The sequence below is a fragment of the Sphingobium sp. B8D3B genome (assembly GCF_025961875.1).
Classification (GTDB): domain Bacteria; phylum Pseudomonadota; class Alphaproteobacteria; order Sphingomonadales; family Sphingomonadaceae; genus Sphingobium.
Map to the genome: position 1 here is coordinate 1135515 of NZ_JAOQON010000001.1, position 16599 is coordinate 1152113.

Genomic DNA, 16599 nt, shown 5'->3' on the forward strand with positions numbered 1-16599 from the left:
TCTCCTTTTCGAAGGAACTCAGGCAACGGCATCGAGATCGACGAGCGGCTCGCGTGCCCAGAACCGCAGCGGCGCCAGCGCCGCGACGAATGCCGTCGCATCGGATTTGCTCTTGAGGGCGAAGCAGCCTTCATCGAGGTCGGGCATCAGACCGGCCTTGGTCAGCAGCGGCTCTGCTTCCTTGCTCAGGCCCATGAACTTGCAGTGGGCAAAAGCGTCCGTCACGAAGTCCTTCGCCGTGGCATCGAGCGCGAGCAATTGCCCGCCTTCGGCCGAGGCGACGACCGCGACGGCATCGAACAGGACCGAAGGCCCGCCATCCACCTTGTAGTGGGCGCCAAGGATCTTACCGTCCGACAAGGTGACCCCGCCGATCTTGGGGGCAATGAACTCGATCATCGCACCGGCTTCATCGACCGCATTGATGATCGCCTGGACAAGCGTCGCATCGGCGCCGTCGGTTACCAGCAGGCCGAGCTTGCGGCCGGCAAAGCTCTGCGGCCCACGCTTGATGATGCTCAAGGCGTCGGACGGCGCCAGATCGGTCCGCGGCTGCACCGCTGCGGTCGCCGCCTGCGGCATGGCAAGCCCCAGCCCGTCTGCGACGGTTGCCGCGAGGTCCGCATCGATGTTCAGCAGATGCGAAACCATGCGCGACCGGATGTCCGGCCGCTCCACGCGGGAGAGCTCGAACACCAGCGCATCGCCGATATGCTTTTGCTCGATCAACGTCTGGCTCGCATAGAACTGCGTGGCCTGGCTATAATGATCGGCAAAGCTTTCCGGCCGGATGCGCAGCTTGTCGCCATCGGCCGGCTCCGCATAGCTCTTGAAGCCGCGCTGCGGATCCTCACGCGGACCGCCGATTTCCGCGCCCCAGCTATTGGGCTCGTAATTGGCGCGACCAACGGGATTGCGCATCGCCATATGCCCATCCTGCTGGAAATGCGCGAACGGGCAGCGCGGGGCGTTGATCGGCAGATGCGTGAAATTGGGCGAGCCGAGGCGCTTGAGCTGGGTATCCAGATAGGAGAAATTGCGCCCCTGCAACAGCGGGTCGTTGCTGAAGTCGATGCCCGGCACGACATTTTGGGTGCAGAAGGCGACCTGCTCGGTCTCGGCGAAGAAATTATCGACCAGGCGATCGAGCACCAGACGACCCACGACGCGGATCGGCACCAGTTCCTCGGGAATGATCTTGGTGGCATCGAGCACATCGAAATCGAAGCTGTCGGCGAATTCCTGATCGAAGAGCTGGAGGCCCAGTTCCCATTCAGGGAAATCGCCGGCTTCAATGGCGGCCCAGAGGTCCCGCCGGTGGAAGTCGGGGTCGGCGCCGTTGATCTTGACCGCTTCGTTCCAGGCTACCGACTGAAGGCCCAGCTTGGGCTTCCAGTGGAACTTGACGAATGTCGACTTTCCGTCTGCGTCGACCAGCCGGAAGGTGTGGACGCCAAAGCCTTCCATGAAGCGGAAGGAGCGCGGGATCGTCCGGTCGGACATGATCCACATGACCATGTGCATCGATTCCGGCGTCAGGCTGATGAAGTCCCAGAAGTTGTCATGCGCCGTCTGGGCCTGCGGAAAGGCGCGATCCGGCTCGGGCTTGGCGGCATGGATCAGGTCGGGAAACTTCATCGCGTCCTGGATGAAGAAGACCGGGATATTGTTGCCAACGAGGTCCCAATTCCCCTCCTTGGTGTAGAGCTTCACCGCAAAGCCGCGCACATCGCGCGCGAGATCGAACGAGCCCTTGGACCCAGCCACGGTCGAGAAGCGCACGAAGGCCTCGGTCCGCTCGCCTACCCGCTGGAAGAGATCGGCGCGGGTGATGTCGGACAGGCTGTCTGTCAGCTCGAAAAAGCCATGGGCGCCATAACCGCGCGCATGAACCACGCGCTCGGGGATACGCTCATGATCGAAGTGGAACATCTTCTCGCGAAAATGGAAGTCTTCCAGCAGCGCGGGGCCGCGCGCGCCCTGCTTGAGGCTGTTCTGGTCATCGGAAACGGGAACGCCCTGCGCGGTCGTCAGCGTCGCGACATCACCGCCAGCGGTCTGCCGCGTTTCGCCACCCTCGCCCATCGGTCCTTCAAAAACAGGCATGTCCTCAAAGGCGGCATCTGCAGAAGGGCTGTTTGCCGATGACCGCTGCTGATCGGATTTCATAGGCGCACGGCCTTTCGCCGCACGCGTTGCCTGTTTCGCCATCGCGGTTCCTTGTCATTGCTGGGATGTGAACGAGTTCGTCTCGTGCTTCACCAACACGCCGTCCGGATGACAGTTGCCTGTTAAGGCTAGGAATTAACATTGATCATAGTGAAAGCCGATCGGGGCTGGATCGCCAGCGCGGCTTATCCGTTAGCCACTCGATGTTGATGGATCGCCTCCTTGCAAACCGCCGCGGCGTGGCCCTGACGCCGGAAGAACGAGCCGCGCTCGAAGACACGATTCTCGAGGTTCGCACCTTTGAGCCCCGCACGACAATCGTCGAAGCGGGTCAGATTGTGGATGTCAGCAGCTTCCTGGTCGAAGGGATCATGTCGCGCTACATCGATGATCGCAAAGGCTTGCGGCAACTCGTCGCCATCCATGTGCCGGGCGAATTCGTCGATCTCCATGCCTATCCCATGCGGGAGCTGGACCATGCTATCGGCACGCTCACGACCGCGAGCATCGCCATCGTGCCGCACAAAGCGCTGAAGGAAGTGCTCGACCCGCGACCCGATCTGGCGCGCAAGCTGTGGTTTTCGACGCTCATCGATGCGGCCCTGCACCGCGCCTGGTTGTTCCGGGTGGGCCGGCTCGACGCGGTCGGGCGTGTCGCCCATTTCCTGTGCGAGATGAATGCCCGCCTGTATGCGGTGGGATTATCGGACGGACATCGCTTCGTGCTGACCCTGACGCAGGGCGACATTGCCGAGATTTGCGGCCTGACTACCGTTCACACCAATCGGGTGCTCCGCCAATTAAGAGAAGCCGGACTGTGCGAGAGGCACGCCTCACTGGTCCAGATCAACGATTATGCCGGTCTGGCCCGCCGGGGCAATTTTTCATCAGATTATCTGTATCTCGCCCCCTGCGCAGATATCCAGCAAGGAGGACCAGCATGACTGTCCACTCCCCAATCGAGCCTTATGCCGAACCCGGCGTCGCCACGGCTGAGGAGGATCATGTCATCCTCGAGGGTCCGGGCGGGATCGCCGTCACCATGACGGCGGATGCAGCCGTTGCCACGGGCGAGAGCCTGATTGAAGCCGGCGAGGAAGCGCAAAGGCACCTGAAGACGAAGTAACTGCGTTATCTCAGATGCCACGCAAGCTTGGACTGGGACGGTCACGGGACGCGTCGATCGCTTGTCGACTCCTCTCGGAGACCCCGGCGCCGGGAACGATGTCGACCGGATGGAAGTTTCTCTCCAGCGATAAGGACAACAGGTCGAAAGATGATGTTTCCGCAGCAAAAAGCTTCGCAGGGTGCCGACGCTGAGACCCTTGCGCCGGCGTTGCCCGATGACATCATTGCGGCGGCCATGGCTGTGCTCGAAACCGCCAGTCAAGCGGAGACCGGAATCGCGACCGCAGAAAGTTGCACCGGGGGCCTGCTCGCATCGCTGCTGACCGATATCGAGGGGACCAGTAATGCCTTTGACCGCGGCTTCGTCGTCTACAGCAAGGATGCCAAATGCGATCTGCTCGGGCTCAGCCATAAGCTTGTCGAGGATTGCGGCGCGGTGAGCGAACCCGTCGCGCGCGCGATGGCTGAAGGGGCCTTGCGCCGATCCAAAGCGCGACTGGCGATTGCGATCACCGGCTTTGCCGGCCCCGGTGCCTCCGACGACGAACCGGGGCTGGTCCATTTCGCCTGCGCCGCGCATGGGGCGGATACGCGCCACAGCGTCCATCACTTCGGCGACAACGGGCGCGGCGCGACCAGGATCGAATGCCTGCGCGTTGCGCTTGTCATGCTGGGCGAGACGCTCGCCGAGGTGGCCGCCGATCCGCAGCGGGCCGCGTGAGGCCGCCCATGGCGACACCGGCACCCGATGGCATCACGCAAGAGCATGAGAGCAACAGCCGGCGGGCCAATCCCTGGCCGCTGGTCCTGCTCACGGTGATCTTGGGCGCCGGTCTGACCGGCCTGTTTGCGGGGCAGGCCCCTGTCGTGCGCAAAAGCTCGAACGACAGATTGATCTTCGCCGTGCAGACGCCGGAAACGCTGCGCAACGGCATGGTTTTTGAGACCATCGTCGAGGTGACGCCGCGCAAGCCGGTCGGTGAGCTGGTGATTGCCGTATCGGATGACCTGTGGCGGGAGATGACGATCAACACGATGATCCCGGCTGCAAGCGAGGAACGCTATAAAGACGGCTCTCGGCAGTTCTCCTTCGGCGCGGCAAAACCCGGCGAGACCTTCCGCTTCAAGATCGACGGGCAGATCAACCCGCCGCTGTTCGCCGGTACGCGCGGCAAGATCGCCGCCCTCGACGGGGAGCGCGAACTCGCTGCCCTGCCCGTCCACATCAAGGTCTTGCCCTGATGGATATCATTCTGCGCGCCAGCGTGATGTTCTTCATCATGTACATGCTGCTCCGGCTGCTGGGCAAACGCGAGCTCAGCCAGGTCACGCCGTTCGAACTGGTGCTGCTGGTGGTGATGGGCGATCTCGTCCAGCAGGGCATCACCCACAATGATCTCAGCATGACCGGCGCCGCGCTCGCCATTGGCACCATTGCCTTCTGGGCGCTGGCGCTGAGCTGGATCACCTATCTTTCCCCACGCGCCGAACGGTTGCTGGAAGGCGTACCGCGCGTGCTGATCAAGGATGGGGAACTGATTACCCCCAATATGCGCCGCGATCGCGTGACCCGGGCCGAGGTTGAAATCGAGATGCGGCTGGCGGGTATCGCCAACATATCCGAGGTCGCCTGGGCCATCCTCGAACCCAATGGCAAAATGAGCTTCATCGCGAAGAAGGATGGCGGGCCGGCCAAGCAGGAAGATGATGACAAGGCCGTTTGACCGGCTCCGCTGACCGCGCCGCCGGTCTTTCCAGCTGAACAAGTGCGGCAGGGTTGCCCACAGGCCGGCGTCATTGTATCAGCAGGTCCGCCGACCAAACGAACTAATGTATTGGTTCAATCATGCACATTCACCGTACAGCTGGCCTCACGCTATGAGGCCACGCATCGAGACCCTGACTCGTCCCACAGCCCTGCTGCTGCAGCCCGGCGACTTGGCGCTCCCTGCCCGGCCCGAATGGCGCTCGTTCGCGCAGAGTTGGGATGACCTGCCCCGCGACATGTGGATGGCCGATGGCGGAACCTATCGCCGCCGCCGCTACGCTGCCTTTGAGATCGATGGCGACGCCTGCGCGCGCCTGCCGCATCGCGCCCATTATCAGGATCGCGATCACAATCCCTTGAACGGCGGCGTCGAACGCTGGTTTGCCCCCATGGCGGACGGGCAGGCCGCGAGCGGGTTATTGCGCGATCTGATGCGGAATACTGCGGCGCGCATTTCGCAGGCCAGCGGTTGCGAAGAGCACGCATGGATGGTCGAAGCCCATCAGTTTCGCATTGAGGCCCTGCCCGGCCACCCCGGTCTTCCGACGCCTGAGGGGATGCATCAGGATGGACGCGATTGGGTGTTGATCCTGCTGGTCGGCGGCAGCAATTATTCGGGCGGCAAGACCCGCGTCGAAACTGTTTCGGGCGCGTGCCTGCTCGAACACCGGCTCGCGCACGCCGGCGAAGCGCTGCTCCTCGATGATGGAAAGGTGGGCCACGGAACCACGCCGATCCAATCGGAAGCCGGGGATCTGCCGGCCTGGCGGGATACGCTGGTCCTGACCTTCGCGAACGCCGCGCGGCGCTGAGCGGCCGGCGTGGATCGCTTTTTCATCGTCACCGGCGGCCCCGGATCGGGCAAGACCACGCTGCTCGATGCGCTGGCCCGGCACGGCGTCGCGACCATGGCCGAGGCCGGGCGCGCGATCATCCGGCAACAGATGGCCGCAGACGGCAGCGCCCTGCCCTGGGCCGACCGGGAGGCGTTTGCGGAGAAGATGCTGGCGTTTGACGTGACGTCCTATGAGGCCGCAAAGGGACGATCCGGCCCGATCCTCTTCGACCGGGGCATCCCGGATGTCATCGGCTATCGCGCCCTGTGCGGCCTTTCGGTTCCGCACGATCTGGAGCGGACCGCCAGCGCGCATCGCTACAATAACGACGTCTTCATCGCCCCGCCCTGGGCGGACATTTATGCGCAGGATGCCGAGCGCAAACAGGACTGGTCGGAAGCCGTGGCGACCCATGAGGTCATGGCCCGGGTTTATTCCGACCTTGGATATAATCTCCTGCCGCTACCGTTTACGACTCCGGACAAGCGCGCGGATTTCGTGCTGCGCAGGATCAGCGCCAACGCGTCAGCCTGACGACGATCGCCCCTCACACAAGCCCCCGTGCGGCGCTGTCGCCGGCCGGCGTCAGCATCTCCACCACCTCGTGAAGCGCCTGCTCCAGACGATCCCGTGACGGGATCGCGCCGAGGCACAGCCGCACGCCCGAGGGTGCACAGGGATCGACGGCCGGCGCATCGGGCGGGGTGAGCGCGATGCCGGCGCGCAGGGCGCGGGCGCTCAGGCGCTCGGCATCGAGCATCGGCATCGGCATCCACACATGGAGGCTGCGCGCCGCGCCCGGCACCGCCATGGCCTTGCCGAGAATGTCGCGGGCAAGCTGCGTCCGCACCTCCGTCTCGGCGACCAGTTCGTCGGCGATGCGATCGGCCGTGCCATCCTGCTCCCACTGGCTGAACACCAGACCGCCCAACGACGGCGGCGTATAACCAAAGGCGCGGACGCCGAGCAGCAATCGGTCGCGAATCCCGCCATCCTCCGGCGGCAGCAGAAAGCCGAGGCGAAGGCCCGGCGCGACGGCCTTGGACACGGCCGCGACCATCAGCGTGCGCTCGGGCGCCAGATCGGCGAAACTCTCCGGGGCGTCGCGATCCGCGAACACGCGATAGGCATCGTCCTCGACGATCATCAGATCCTGCGCGCGCGCCACCTCGATGATCTCTGCGCGTCGCGCGGCATCGAGCGTGATGGTGGTAGGGTTCTGCAGGGTCGGGATCAACACCACCACGCGCGCACCGGTCTCGCGGGCGGCGCGGGCCAGTGCCGCGGGTTCGAGCCCACGTTGATCCATGACGACACCGCCCAGGCGATAGCCGGCATGATCGGCCAGCGTCCGGATGCCGGGATAGGTAGCCGCCTCGCACAAGATCGTATCGCCGGGCCGCGCCAGCGCCGAGAAGGCAAGCGCAAGGCCGTGTTGGCCGCCATTGCACTGGATCACGCGATCCCGCGTGGCGCGCTGAACGCCATGGCGACGGTGGAGCCAGGAGGCTCCGGCCTCCCGGATGGATTCAAGCCCCTCGGGCGGGCCATAATTGACGGCTGTCGCCAGATCCGCGCGCTGTCGCACACGGCTCAACCCTTCGCCGATCCAGCGCTCGGCAGGCGCGAGCGGCGGAATGTTCCGCGCCATGTCCAATGGCCCGCCCGCCTCGGCCGGCGACTGCGGCCGCGCCCGGTCCGCAACGAAGGAACCGCGCCCGACATGGCTGGAGATAAAGCCCCGCCGTTCCGCCTCGACATAAGCGCGGCTGACCGTCCCGACACTCAGCGCCAAGCGATGGGCAAGGTCGCGCTGCGGCGGAAGGCGATCACCGGGGACGAGCCGCCCCTCGCGCACATCGCGCTCCAGCGCTGCGACAAGACGCTCGTACATCGGTGCATCCTCGCCCGACACCTGCGGCCGCCAGTCCTTCATTCAACATCCTCGCTCGATTGAACCGGTGCAATATCACATTTGACACATGGATCAATCGCGATCATTTCCGGAAGCAGGAGATCATCATGGATACCAGCCTGCTCGCGCCTTTGGCGCTTTATAGTTTCGTCTGCACGGCCACGCCTGGCCCCAATAACATCATGCTCGCCTCATCCGGGCTGGTGTTCGGATTCCGGCGGACGCTGCCCCATATCTTCGGCATCAACTTCGGTTGTGCGGCGATGCTGGCCTTGAGCGGGCTGGGCCTTGGCGCGATCTTCGAAGCCTGGCCGATCCTGCGCTGGGTGCTGCGCATCGTGGGCGCAGCCTATCTGGCCTGGCTTGCAGTGAAACTCTGGCAGTCCGAAGGCATGGCCCGGCGTGAAGGGGCGCATCCGATGACCTTCTGGCAGGCGGCGGCCTTCCAGTTCATCAATCCCAAGGCATGGGCCATCACGGTGCCGGCTATCGCCACCTTTACCGTGCCGGATCGTCCGCTGGGTCTGCAGCTTGCGGTGATCGTCGCAGCGTTCTCGCTGGTCGGCCTGCCCTCCATCGCGGGCTGGGCGGCGATGGGCGCCGGCGCGCGCGAATTGCTCGAGAGTCGCAAGGCCATGACACTTTTCGTGCGTACCATGGCCATCATGACGGCGCTCACCGCTTTGCTGTTTCTGATCTAGGGAGCTGGACGCGTGACACGCGACGAGATGATGCGCTTTGCGGCCCGGTGGATCGCCAACTGGAACGCGCGCGATCTGGAGGCGGTGCTTTCGCACTTCGCCGAGGACGCGCACTTCATCAGTCCCTTGGCTAGGGAGGTTACCGGTTCGCCCATTATCGAGGGCAAGGCCGCGTTGCGCGCTTATTGGTCCGATGCGCTTGCGGTCACCACGGACATGCACTTCACCCTGATCGCGGCGGTGTGCGACATCGAGGCACAGGTGCTGGACGTGCATTATCTCGCGCAGCGGAACGGCAGATCCCGGCGCGCGCTGGAGACGATGCGGTTCGTCGATAGCAAGCAGGTGGAAGGCGAGGCCTTTTTCGGCATCGATCTCACAGACTGATAGCAGGCGCGGTTGCCAAAGCCTGCGCGAGCGTCTAGCAGAATCGTTACATCAAGAGTTGGGGCGACGCCCAACGCCAACCTGCCAATCCGGGCAAGGTGGCACTCCGCAAGGAGGATGTGGCCGAACGGCAATTATGCGGATCAAGCCACTCAGCGTCGACCCGGACAAGGACCGACGCACCGTGCCGATCAAGATACCAGACCACCTCCCCGCCCGCCGTACCCTGGAAGCGGAAGGCGTCCTCGTCATGGACGAAGGCACCGCCACGCGGCAGGACATCCGGCCATTGCGGATCGGCCTGCTGAACCTGATGCCGGACAAGATCAGCACCGAGACGCAGATTGCCCGGCTGCTCGGCGCCACGCCGCTCCAGATCGAGCTGACGCTGGTGCGGATTACGGATCACGCCACCCGCAATACCTCCGCCGATCATATGGCCGCCTTTTATCGCCCGTGGAGCGCGGTACGCCATGAGCGGTTCGATGGCTTCATCATCACCGGGGCGCCGGTGGAGCGGCTCGATTATGAGGATGTGCGCTACTGGCCGGAACTGACCGACATCTTCGACTGGACGCAGACGCATGTTCACCGCAGCCTGACGATCTGCTGGGCGGCGCAGGCGGCGCTTTATCACTTCCATGGCCTGCGCAAGCGCACCTTGGAGCAGAAGGCGTTCGGGATCTTCCCGCATCGCAATCGCCTGCCGACCTCGCCATATCTGCGGGGCATGTCCGACGTGTTCGACGTGCCGGTGTCGCGATGGACCGAGGTGCCGCAGATGGAAGTGGAGACGGCGCCGCATCTGCAGATCCTTGCCGATGCGGCCGGAACAGGCGCGGGTCTGGTTTATGACGAGGCCCGGCACATGCTGCACATGTTCAATCATCTGGAATATGATACGGAGACGCTCGCGCGCGAATATGCCCGCGATGGCGGGAACTGTTGGCCTGTCGACTATTTCCCGCAGAATGACCCAACGCGTCCGCCGCTGAACAGCTGGCGGAGCCACGCCCATCTGCTGTTCGCCAACTGGATCAACGAGGCCTATCAAACCACCGGGTTCGACCTTGCGCATGTCGGGCGGGAGCCACTGCCGGTGTCGTGAAGGACATCACCGGTTCCGCGCACGCCGTAGCCTCCAGTTGGCGATGTGCGCCCCCGCGAGCAGCAGGCTGCCCGAGACCGTGATCGCCGTTTCCAGAATCTCCCGGCTGGCGAACAGGATGCCGACCGCCATCAGCGCCAGGCCGACCGCGCCGATCGCCAAGGGCACGGGCGCCCGGTGCCTGCGCCAACCGCTCACCAGCGCGAAGGCGCTGGTCGGCACCGCGAGCGCGAGGACGATCGCGTGGAAGCTCTCGCCCGGATCGATCTGATCGGCGAAGGCCGGGAGGGCTGCCAGCAGCAGCGGCAGTCCCAGACAGTGGATCATGCAGGCGACGGAGGCGCAGACGGCAAAGCCGTCCAGCCAGTCGTTTCTGCTCCGGGTTTGCGTGAGGGGAGATGCGGCGGTTACATGATTCAATTCCATGCCACCATTATGATATGGTATATCATGTCTTTCAAGGCATGGAGCATTTAATTGGTCGGAACGCTACCTCTGAAGCAGCCCGCTATTCAAACGCTACGCGCCGCCAATCAGGGCGCGGCAGCCTGAACAACGCGCAGCCGCCTACCCTCTCAGTTCCGCTAGCATTTAGGTGCGCGAGCGCGCCCGCAACATGGAAAACTCCACGTCGCGGGCGTTCGCATTCACGCCTTGGGGATGACCGGCACCAGCAGGTGGCTGTCATACTGACCACCGGTGTGGATGATATGCGTGCCGGCGTTGCGCAGTTCTTCGTGGCGCGCGAAGGGCAGCATCGGCAGGCCCTCGCGATAGATATCCATGCCCTTCACGACGACGCGCAATTGCTCGCCAGCGCGGAACAGCGTGGAGGACGGCCAGATCTCGATATCGACCGGCACCGGAACGCCCGGCTCCAGCGGTTCCTCGACCAGATGGCTGTGGACCGGCTGGAACGGCGTCGAGCGTGCTTCATCCAACGCGCGATGGCTGGCGCGCAGCCAACCCAGTGCTACCGGACCATTTTCGAAGAAGGCGTAGAAGGTCATGCCCACCGCATTGCCATCGGCATCCAGCTTCTGCAGCGCGACGAACAGGTCCATGTCGTCCGCGCCCTGCGTTTCCACCCACAGGCGCAGCTTCATGTAGCCGGTCAGCTCGGTATCCTTGTCGAAGCGGATATCGAAGCGGGCGTCGCCGGCTTCATCGAGCGGGTCATAGGAGGCGCTGGCTGCATTGCCCACGGGCTCGCACTGCATCGTGCCGGTCGCGGCATCGAGATAGAGCGGCGTGTAGACCGTGCGTGCCAGCGGCCATTCCTGCTCGCCGCGCATGGTCCATGTCTGCGCGCTTTCGCGGACTTCGAGCAGCACCTTGGGCCAGTCGGCAAGGCCGCTCTCGACGCCCTTGAGATAGCGATCGAAGAAGACGCGGGCCAGCTCCTTGCTCTCGGGCATATAATAATGTGCCCATTTCTTGCGGCCATGGCCAATCAGCCATTTGTCCGGCGAGGAGAACTGGCGGAAGGCCTCGAAGGTGCCGCGGGTATGCAGTGCCTGATCCGCCCAACTGCCGACGACCAGCGCCGGAATGTCGATGGCCGACAGGTCGACTTCCTTGCTCGCCCAATAGGCATCGTACAACGGATGCGCCTGCACATTGGCGTTGGTATCCTCGTAGCGCTGATGGCCAAAGCGCAGATTGCTGCTGCCGCGCGGCAGGAAGCCCGTCTCGCGAATGCCGCCATGATAGGCGAATTCGCGATACCAGTCCGAGAAGCCTTCCCACGGATTGATGGCGGCCAAATGCGGCGGCTTGAGCTGGCCGACGAGATACTGGATGGCCGCGAGATAGGAGACGCCGGTCATGCCGACCTTGCCGTTGCTCCAATCCTGCACGCCGAGCCATTCGATGAGATCGTAGCAATCCTCGCCCTCGCCAAGGCCGTTGTGGCGCACCTCCCCTTCGGACTGCCACATGCCGCGCGAGTCCGCGTTGCACACGGCATAGCCATGCGCACACCAAAAGGCCGGATCGGGCGCCTCGAAGGCGGTGAAGCGGGACATCCAACCGGCCTCCACGCCCGAATGGGGCGGGAAGAGCTTATCGGACAGGCCGTGCTTACCATAAGGGCTCCAGGCCAGCAGCACGGGCAGCGGGCCATCGGCGGCATCGGCGGGACGATAGAGATCGACATAGATGTGAACGCCGTCGCGCAGCGTCACCTGGATATTGCGATCGATGAGGAGGCCGTCCTCTTCCCACTGCTCATGGGCAATCGGCGGCAGCGGCGGCTTGCCCGGTGCTGTCGTGGGATCAATGCTGTCCTGCATGATCAGCGTGAAGCCGGCCGTATCGCTCATCGACTATCCTCTCGTCTGGAAATTAAAAAATGCCCGGCGATCGGTTGGACCGCCGGGCACATCATTAACGGATCAGAACTTGAACCGGGCACCGATGCGGTAGGAACGGCCAACCACGTCATACAGCACATTGTTGGTCGGACCGAAGCTGGACGGCGCGTCCACCGGCGGATCCTTGTCGAACAGATTGTTGATCGCGCCGAAGATCTCCATCTTCTGGTCGCCACGGTTCCAGACCGCGACGCTGCCGTTCAGGTTCACATAGGTCCAGGGCGCGATGTAGTTGTCGTTGACGCTGTTATCGAGGTTCGGGTCATAGCCATATTGGCCAGGCCCGATCAGCGAGTTGTTGTAGGTGCCGCTGGAGATGTGACGGACCTGCACCTGCAGCGTGGCAGGCTCCGCATTGAACGTCACATAGCCGTTGATGATGTAGCGCGGCATGCCGGACGGCTGCGAAACCGGCGAGCCGTTCATGCCGGCACGATCGACCGTACCGCTGGCCGAGTTGGTGATCAGATCGTCGATTATCGTCGCCATGCCGCGCAGCGAGATGCTGCCCCCGAACAGGTTGACCGGCAGCGTGTAAGCGGCCTCGATGTCCCAACCGCGCGTGATCAAGCTACCCAGGTTCACGTTCGTGTTCACGATCGACTGGATATCACCGAAACGACGCCCCGGAGCGACCGGACCGCGGGTAATAAGGCTGCAATACTCCTGGATGCCATCGCGCTCGCAACCATCGACGATGACCTGCGCACCTAGCTGCGACACAGCCTTATCAAGCTTGATGTCGAAGTAATCGATCGAGAAGCGCAGGCGACCGGCACTGCCCAGATCGGGCTGCAGGACGACGCCGACCGTGAAGGTATCGGCTTCTTCCGGCACCAGCGTGGAATCGCCGCCGAGCAGCACGGAGGTGAGCACCTGACCGCCTTCGCTCGGGCGAACGTTCTGGAAGCTGGTTTGCAGCGGCCCGAACAGCTCGAAGAGGTTGGGCGCACGAATGTCACGCGAGCGCGTCGCGCGCACACGCAGCCAGTCCAGCGGCGAAGCCTCGACACCGACCTTCCAGGTCATGACGTCGCCGCTAGTCGAGTAGTCCGTGTAACGCAGAGCGCCGTTCAGATAGACGCCGGGCGCGACGGGAACGTCGAGTTCGCCGAAGGCCTCGAACACATCGACCTTGCCGTCGATCGGCGCGCCCGGGCCCGTGTAGAACTGCAGCGCCCGCGAGATCGCATCGGCATTGCCGCGCGCGATATCCTGACGCAGCTCGACACCGGTTGCGGCCTTGATCGGACCGGCCCAGCCCTGGAACAGCGTGCCGTTCATCGATGCGGCGACGACGTTCTGGGTGATCCGCGTGTCCTGCTCCACCGTGCCATGCGTCCACGCCTTGGCGGCGGCCGAGAAGTTGTTCTCACCGAACGGGTTCAGCGGAACGCAGCCAGCAGCCGCCGGGTTGCCCTGCAGGGTTGCGCGGCACACGATGTTGCCGTTGGCAGGACCGCCGTTGAATTCGCCCTGATCGACGGCGTCGATGGCAAACTGCAGGCGCGGCGTGATCGAGGTGTTGTAGCCGCGCTGCCAGTAGTCGGTGCGGCCGAACTGGTAATAAGCATCGAATTTCCAGTCGCCCCACATTTCAGCATTGATACCCACGACCGCGCGGTAGGTGTCGCGCTTCACGGTCGAACGCTGCGGCCCGAGGTCGTTCCACACGCGACCCATGTTGAAGGACGGCAGGCCGACGCTCGCCATGGTGGCTGCGACCGAATCCGGCAGGAAGGCGTTGTCGGCGCGGATCACCAGCGAACCCAGGTCGCGACGCTGCGCCCCGACGGTGGAGCCATTGACGCGGCTGTAGGAGCCCTCCGCGAACAACTCGACCCCGTCAGCCACTTCGAACTTCAGATGGGTGAAGCCGTTGAGGCGCTCGACGGGCGCGGCGATCGGGAAGTTTTCGTAGAAAGCCTGACGCGCATCGCCACCACCGCTCTGGAAGATCGGCACGCCGTAATAGGTGCCATAATCATGCGGCACGAGGGTGCCGTCCGGCCGGAATTCCATGCCGCGCAGACCCGACGCATTGAAGGCTGCCGCGTTCGCAGCCGGCCCGGAGACGATGAGACCATTGTAGGACGCCGTCGCCGTGCGCGTGTTCGGCAGGATCAGCGTGGCGGGCAGCCCCGCGCCGACGCGGCCGAGGCTCCGATTGGCGGGGTTGACAAGCGGGTTGGCAACCGTGTTGTAAGCCAGCGAGCACCAGTCGCGCGAATAGCAGCCATCGGTGCCCTTATTATCGGAATACTCGACGCCCGCGATGATGTGGCCGCGACCACCGGCAAAGCCCATGCCGCCGGCCAGCGCGAACTGATATTCCTTGCCGTCACCCGCATCGTTGATGCCGTACTGCGCCGAGCCCTTTAGGCCGGTCAGGTTGGTGTCGAGAATGACGTTGACGACGCCCGCGACGGCGTCCGAGCCGTAAGCGGCCGAGGCACCCCCGGTCACCACGTCGACGCGCTCGACCAGCGAGGTCGGGATGATGTTGAGGTCAACCGCGCCGGCATTGGCGAAGGAGCTGCCCTGCACGGTCGAGGCCACCACGCGGCGGCCATTGATGAGCACGAGCGTGCGGTTGGCGCCGAGGCCGCGCAAGTCGGCGGTGGAGGCGCCGATGTTGTTGGCGAAGATCGCGTTGGTGCTCGGCGTCGCCTGCGGACGGAAGGACGGCAGCTCGTTCAGCACCTGCGCTACGTTGACGGCGGCTTGGCGCGCGATCTGCTCACCGCCGACGACGGAGACGGGCGTGGGCTGATCGAAGCCGGTGCGGGCGATGCGCGAGCCGGTGACGATGATCGCCTCACCAGCCTCATCATCCTGCGGCTGCGCGGCGTCCTGAGCGAAAGCGGGCGTGGCGACAAAAGCCATGCCGAGCGCGAGAGCGCTCAGGCTGGCACCGGCACCGGCCCTCAAAACGCGCGAACGGGTAATGAATGGGGACATGGACAATCTCCTCTCCTGATCAGGCACTAGGCACAAGCTTTGCCGAACGACGCGCGCGCAAAGATAATGCCCGCCCCCGTTCGACATGCTGGAAAAACAACGATGACGGACTATCAAGGGAGAATTGATCCCTCAACACCTTTAGCGCGAGTTAACTGCCTCATTGGCGAGGTGTGACATATCCGTCACAAAACCGGCGCTTTGCGTTGAAAAAGTCCACTCGGATGGGGGTTTCTGAGCACCAAAACCCCCAGAGAGGTCAGGGAGCGAGGGGAATAGTCTCAGCCTCGGCGAGGATCAGGAGAAAGTCCTCCCGGGCGTCGGTCCAAACCTGCCGGGGGGTCCAGCCACCGGCCGAAAGCAGAGCGCGGGCGGACTGTTCAGTATATTTGTGGCTGTTCTCAGTATGGATGGTTTCCCCATCGCGCATGAAGAACAGGCGGTCCTCGACCTGGAACGCGACGTCCCGATGCGCCTCAAGATGCATTTCGATCCGGCTCGCGGAGGGGTTCCAACGGGCGACATGGTGGAAATCGTCCACGGGAATGTCCGCGCCCAGCTCCCGGTTAATCCGGTGCAGGAGATTGAGGTTGAATTGAGCGGTCACGCCTTGCGCGTCGTCATAAGCGGCGATCAGGCGATCGATTGGCTTCACCCGGTCGATGCCGATGAGCAGCCACGAGCCATGGCCGAGCGTGTCGCGCATCGAGCGTAAGAGGTCCGTCGCGGCGAAGGGCGCGAGATTGCCGATGGTGGAGCCGGGAAAGAAGCCGAGCATCGCACTGCCCCGCAGCGCGGAGGGCAGCGCCACGGCTTTGGTGAAGTCGGCTTCGACCGGATAGATTGGTAGATCCGGCAGCAATTGCGCGAGACCGGCATTGGACTGGAGGAGGAATTCCCCGGAAATATCGATGGGCACATAAGCCGAAGGATTGACCTGCCGCAGCAGATGCGGGGTCTTGAGCGAACTCCCGGAGCCGAACTCCACAACGACCCGCCCCTCACCGATCACGTCTGCGACATCGCCGCAATGGGCCTTGAGCAAGCCGACTTCCGTGCGGGTCGGGTAATATTCGGGCAGCCGCGTGATATCCTCGAACAGTTCCGAGCCGACAAGATCGTAAAACCAGCGCGCCGGGATGGCCTTTTGCCGTTGCGAAAGCCCCGACAGGACGTCCTCGCAAAATGCACTGGTGCCTTCATCCGGTGCGCAGCTGTCCAGCAGATCGAGTTTGGGCATCGTCGCCATGG

16 protein-coding genes and 1 riboswitch are annotated in these 16599 nt (G+C 63.8%); of the genes, 10 read left to right on the forward strand and 6 right to left on the reverse strand.

From position 1 onward, the window contains the following. Positions 1–18: 18 nt before the first annotated feature. Complete coding sequence (locus tag M2343_RS05310; RefSeq protein ID WP_413716005.1) at positions 19–2106, reverse strand: catalase; 2088 nt, start codon at positions 2104–2106, stop codon at positions 19–21. 266 nt (positions 2107–2372) lie between these two features. Here M2343_RS05310 and M2343_RS05315 point away from each other — a divergent pair, with 266 nt between their 5' ends. The 7 genes from M2343_RS05315 (at position 2373) to M2343_RS05345 (ending at position 6435) form a co-directional block, all read left to right on the forward strand. Continuing rightward, on the forward strand, positions 2373–3113 hold the full coding sequence (locus M2343_RS05315) for a Crp/Fnr family transcriptional regulator (protein ID WP_264575867.1): 741 nt from the start codon (positions 2373–2375) through the stop codon (positions 3111–3113). Next, positions 3110–3295: a hypothetical protein gene (locus M2343_RS05320; protein WP_264575868.1), complete on the forward strand. Its 186-nt coding sequence runs from the start codon at positions 3110–3112 to the stop codon at positions 3293–3295. Before M2343_RS05315 ends, M2343_RS05320 begins: the two co-directional genes overlap by 4 nt. 237 nt (positions 3296–3532) lie before the next feature. Next, the gene (locus M2343_RS05325) at positions 3533–4018 is read left to right on the forward strand and encodes a CinA family protein (protein WP_264603867.1); all 486 of its coding nucleotides are present in this window, start codon (positions 3533–3535) and stop codon (positions 4016–4018) included. 8 nt (positions 4019–4026) lie between these two features. Beyond that, positions 4027–4539 (forward strand): hypothetical protein, encoded by a 513-nt coding sequence (locus M2343_RS05330; protein ID WP_264575869.1) that lies wholly within the window; start codon positions 4027–4029, stop codon positions 4537–4539. Continuing rightward, complete coding sequence (locus M2343_RS05335) at positions 4539–5021, forward strand: DUF421 domain-containing protein (protein WP_264575870.1); 483 nt, start codon at positions 4539–4541, stop codon at positions 5019–5021. The genes M2343_RS05330 and M2343_RS05335 overlap by 1 nt, the downstream gene beginning before the upstream one ends. Positions 5022–5175: 154 nt before the next feature. Further along, positions 5176–5877, forward strand: a complete 702-nt coding sequence (locus M2343_RS05340; RefSeq protein WP_264575871.1) for a 2OG-Fe dioxygenase family protein — start codon at positions 5176–5178, stop codon at positions 5875–5877. A 9-nt stretch (positions 5878–5886) separates the two neighbouring features. Then, positions 5887–6435, forward strand: coding sequence for an AAA family ATPase (locus tag M2343_RS05345; RefSeq protein WP_264575872.1), 549 nt, complete (start codon positions 5887–5889; stop codon positions 6433–6435). A 13-nt stretch (positions 6436–6448) separates the two neighbouring features. On the opposite strand, the gene M2343_RS05350 is transcribed toward M2343_RS05345, so the two are convergent. Further along, positions 6449–7837, reverse strand: a complete 1389-nt coding sequence (locus tag M2343_RS05350) for a PLP-dependent aminotransferase family protein (RefSeq protein WP_264575873.1) — start codon at positions 7835–7837, stop codon at positions 6449–6451. 86 nt (positions 7838–7923) lie between these two features. On the opposite strand from M2343_RS05350, the gene M2343_RS05355 reads away from it, so the two are divergent. The 3 genes from M2343_RS05355 (at position 7924) to M2343_RS05365 (ending at position 10012) form a co-directional block, all read left to right on the forward strand. After that, positions 7924–8517 carry a LysE family translocator gene (locus M2343_RS05355; RefSeq protein WP_181559558.1) on the forward strand — a complete coding sequence of 198 codons (594 nt, stop codon included), beginning with the start codon at positions 7924–7926 and terminating at the stop codon, positions 8515–8517. 12 nt (positions 8518–8529) lie between these two features. Next, positions 8530–8904 carry a nuclear transport factor 2 family protein gene (locus M2343_RS05360; protein ID WP_264575874.1) on the forward strand — a complete coding sequence of 125 codons (375 nt, stop codon included), beginning with the start codon at positions 8530–8532 and terminating at the stop codon, positions 8902–8904. Positions 8905–8947: 43 nt separating this feature from the next. Continuing rightward, positions 8948–9052: riboswitch (SAM-I-IV-variant riboswitch) on the forward strand. A gap of 36 nt (positions 9053–9088) precedes the next feature. Next, the gene (locus M2343_RS05365; protein WP_264577500.1) at positions 9089–10012 is read left to right on the forward strand and encodes a homoserine O-succinyltransferase; all 924 of its coding nucleotides are present in this window, start codon (positions 9089–9091) and stop codon (positions 10010–10012) included. Between the two features lie 6 nt (positions 10013–10018). Here M2343_RS05365 and M2343_RS05370 read toward each other — a convergent pair whose 3' ends face one another. The 4 genes from M2343_RS05370 to egtD form a co-directional block, all read right to left on the reverse strand. After that, a complete protein-coding gene (locus M2343_RS05370; protein WP_264575875.1) occupies positions 10019–10438 on the reverse strand; it encodes a MerC domain-containing protein in 420 nt (139 codons plus the stop codon). A gap of 221 nt (positions 10439–10659) precedes the next feature. After that, positions 10660–12336, reverse strand: a complete 1677-nt coding sequence (locus M2343_RS05375; RefSeq protein WP_264575876.1) for a CocE/NonD family hydrolase — start codon at positions 12334–12336, stop codon at positions 10660–10662. A 72-nt stretch (positions 12337–12408) separates the two neighbouring features. Then, complete coding sequence (locus M2343_RS05380) at positions 12409–15348, reverse strand: TonB-dependent receptor domain-containing protein (RefSeq protein ID WP_264575877.1); 2940 nt, start codon at positions 15346–15348, stop codon at positions 12409–12411. A gap of 259 nt (positions 15349–15607) precedes the next feature. Next, complete coding sequence (egtD, locus tag M2343_RS05385; protein WP_264575878.1) at positions 15608–16597, reverse strand: L-histidine N(alpha)-methyltransferase; 990 nt, start codon at positions 16595–16597, stop codon at positions 15608–15610. Positions 16598–16599 lie beyond the last annotated feature (2 nt).

Coding starts and splice junctions, on each gene's coding strand:
- M2343_RS05310 (WP_413716005.1), bottom strand. CDS start 2,106: ATGCCTGTTTTTGAAGGACCGATGGGCGAGGGTGGCGAAACGCGGCAG.
- M2343_RS05315 (WP_264575867.1), top strand. CDS start 2,373: ATGTTGATGGATCGCCTCCTTGCAAACCGCCGCGGCGTGGCCCTGACG.
- M2343_RS05320 (WP_264575868.1), top strand. CDS start 3,110: ATGACTGTCCACTCCCCAATCGAGCCTTATGCCGAACCCGGCGTCGCC.
- M2343_RS05325 (WP_264603867.1), top strand. CDS start 3,533: ATGGCTGTGCTCGAAACCGCCAGTCAAGCGGAGACCGGAATCGCGACC.
- M2343_RS05330 (WP_264575869.1), top strand. CDS start 4,027: ATGGCGACACCGGCACCCGATGGCATCACGCAAGAGCATGAGAGCAAC.
- M2343_RS05335 (WP_264575870.1), top strand. CDS start 4,539: ATGGATATCATTCTGCGCGCCAGCGTGATGTTCTTCATCATGTACATG.
- M2343_RS05340 (WP_264575871.1), top strand. CDS start 5,176: ATGAGGCCACGCATCGAGACCCTGACTCGTCCCACAGCCCTGCTGCTG.
- M2343_RS05350 (WP_264575873.1), bottom strand. CDS start 7,837: ATGAAGGACTGGCGGCCGCAGGTGTCGGGCGAGGATGCACCGATGTAC.
- M2343_RS05355 (WP_181559558.1), top strand. CDS start 7,924: ATGGATACCAGCCTGCTCGCGCCTTTGGCGCTTTATAGTTTCGTCTGC.
- M2343_RS05370 (WP_264575875.1), bottom strand. CDS start 10,438: ATGGAATTGAATCATGTAACCGCCGCATCTCCCCTCACGCAAACCCGG.
- M2343_RS05375 (WP_264575876.1), bottom strand. CDS start 12,336: ATGAGCGATACGGCCGGCTTCACGCTGATCATGCAGGACAGCATTGAT.
- M2343_RS05380 (WP_264575877.1), bottom strand. CDS start 15,348: ATGTCCCCATTCATTACCCGTTCGCGCGTTTTGAGGGCCGGTGCCGGT.
- egtD (WP_264575878.1), bottom strand. CDS start 16,597: ATGGCGACGATGCCCAAACTCGATCTGCTGGACAGCTGCGCACCGGAT.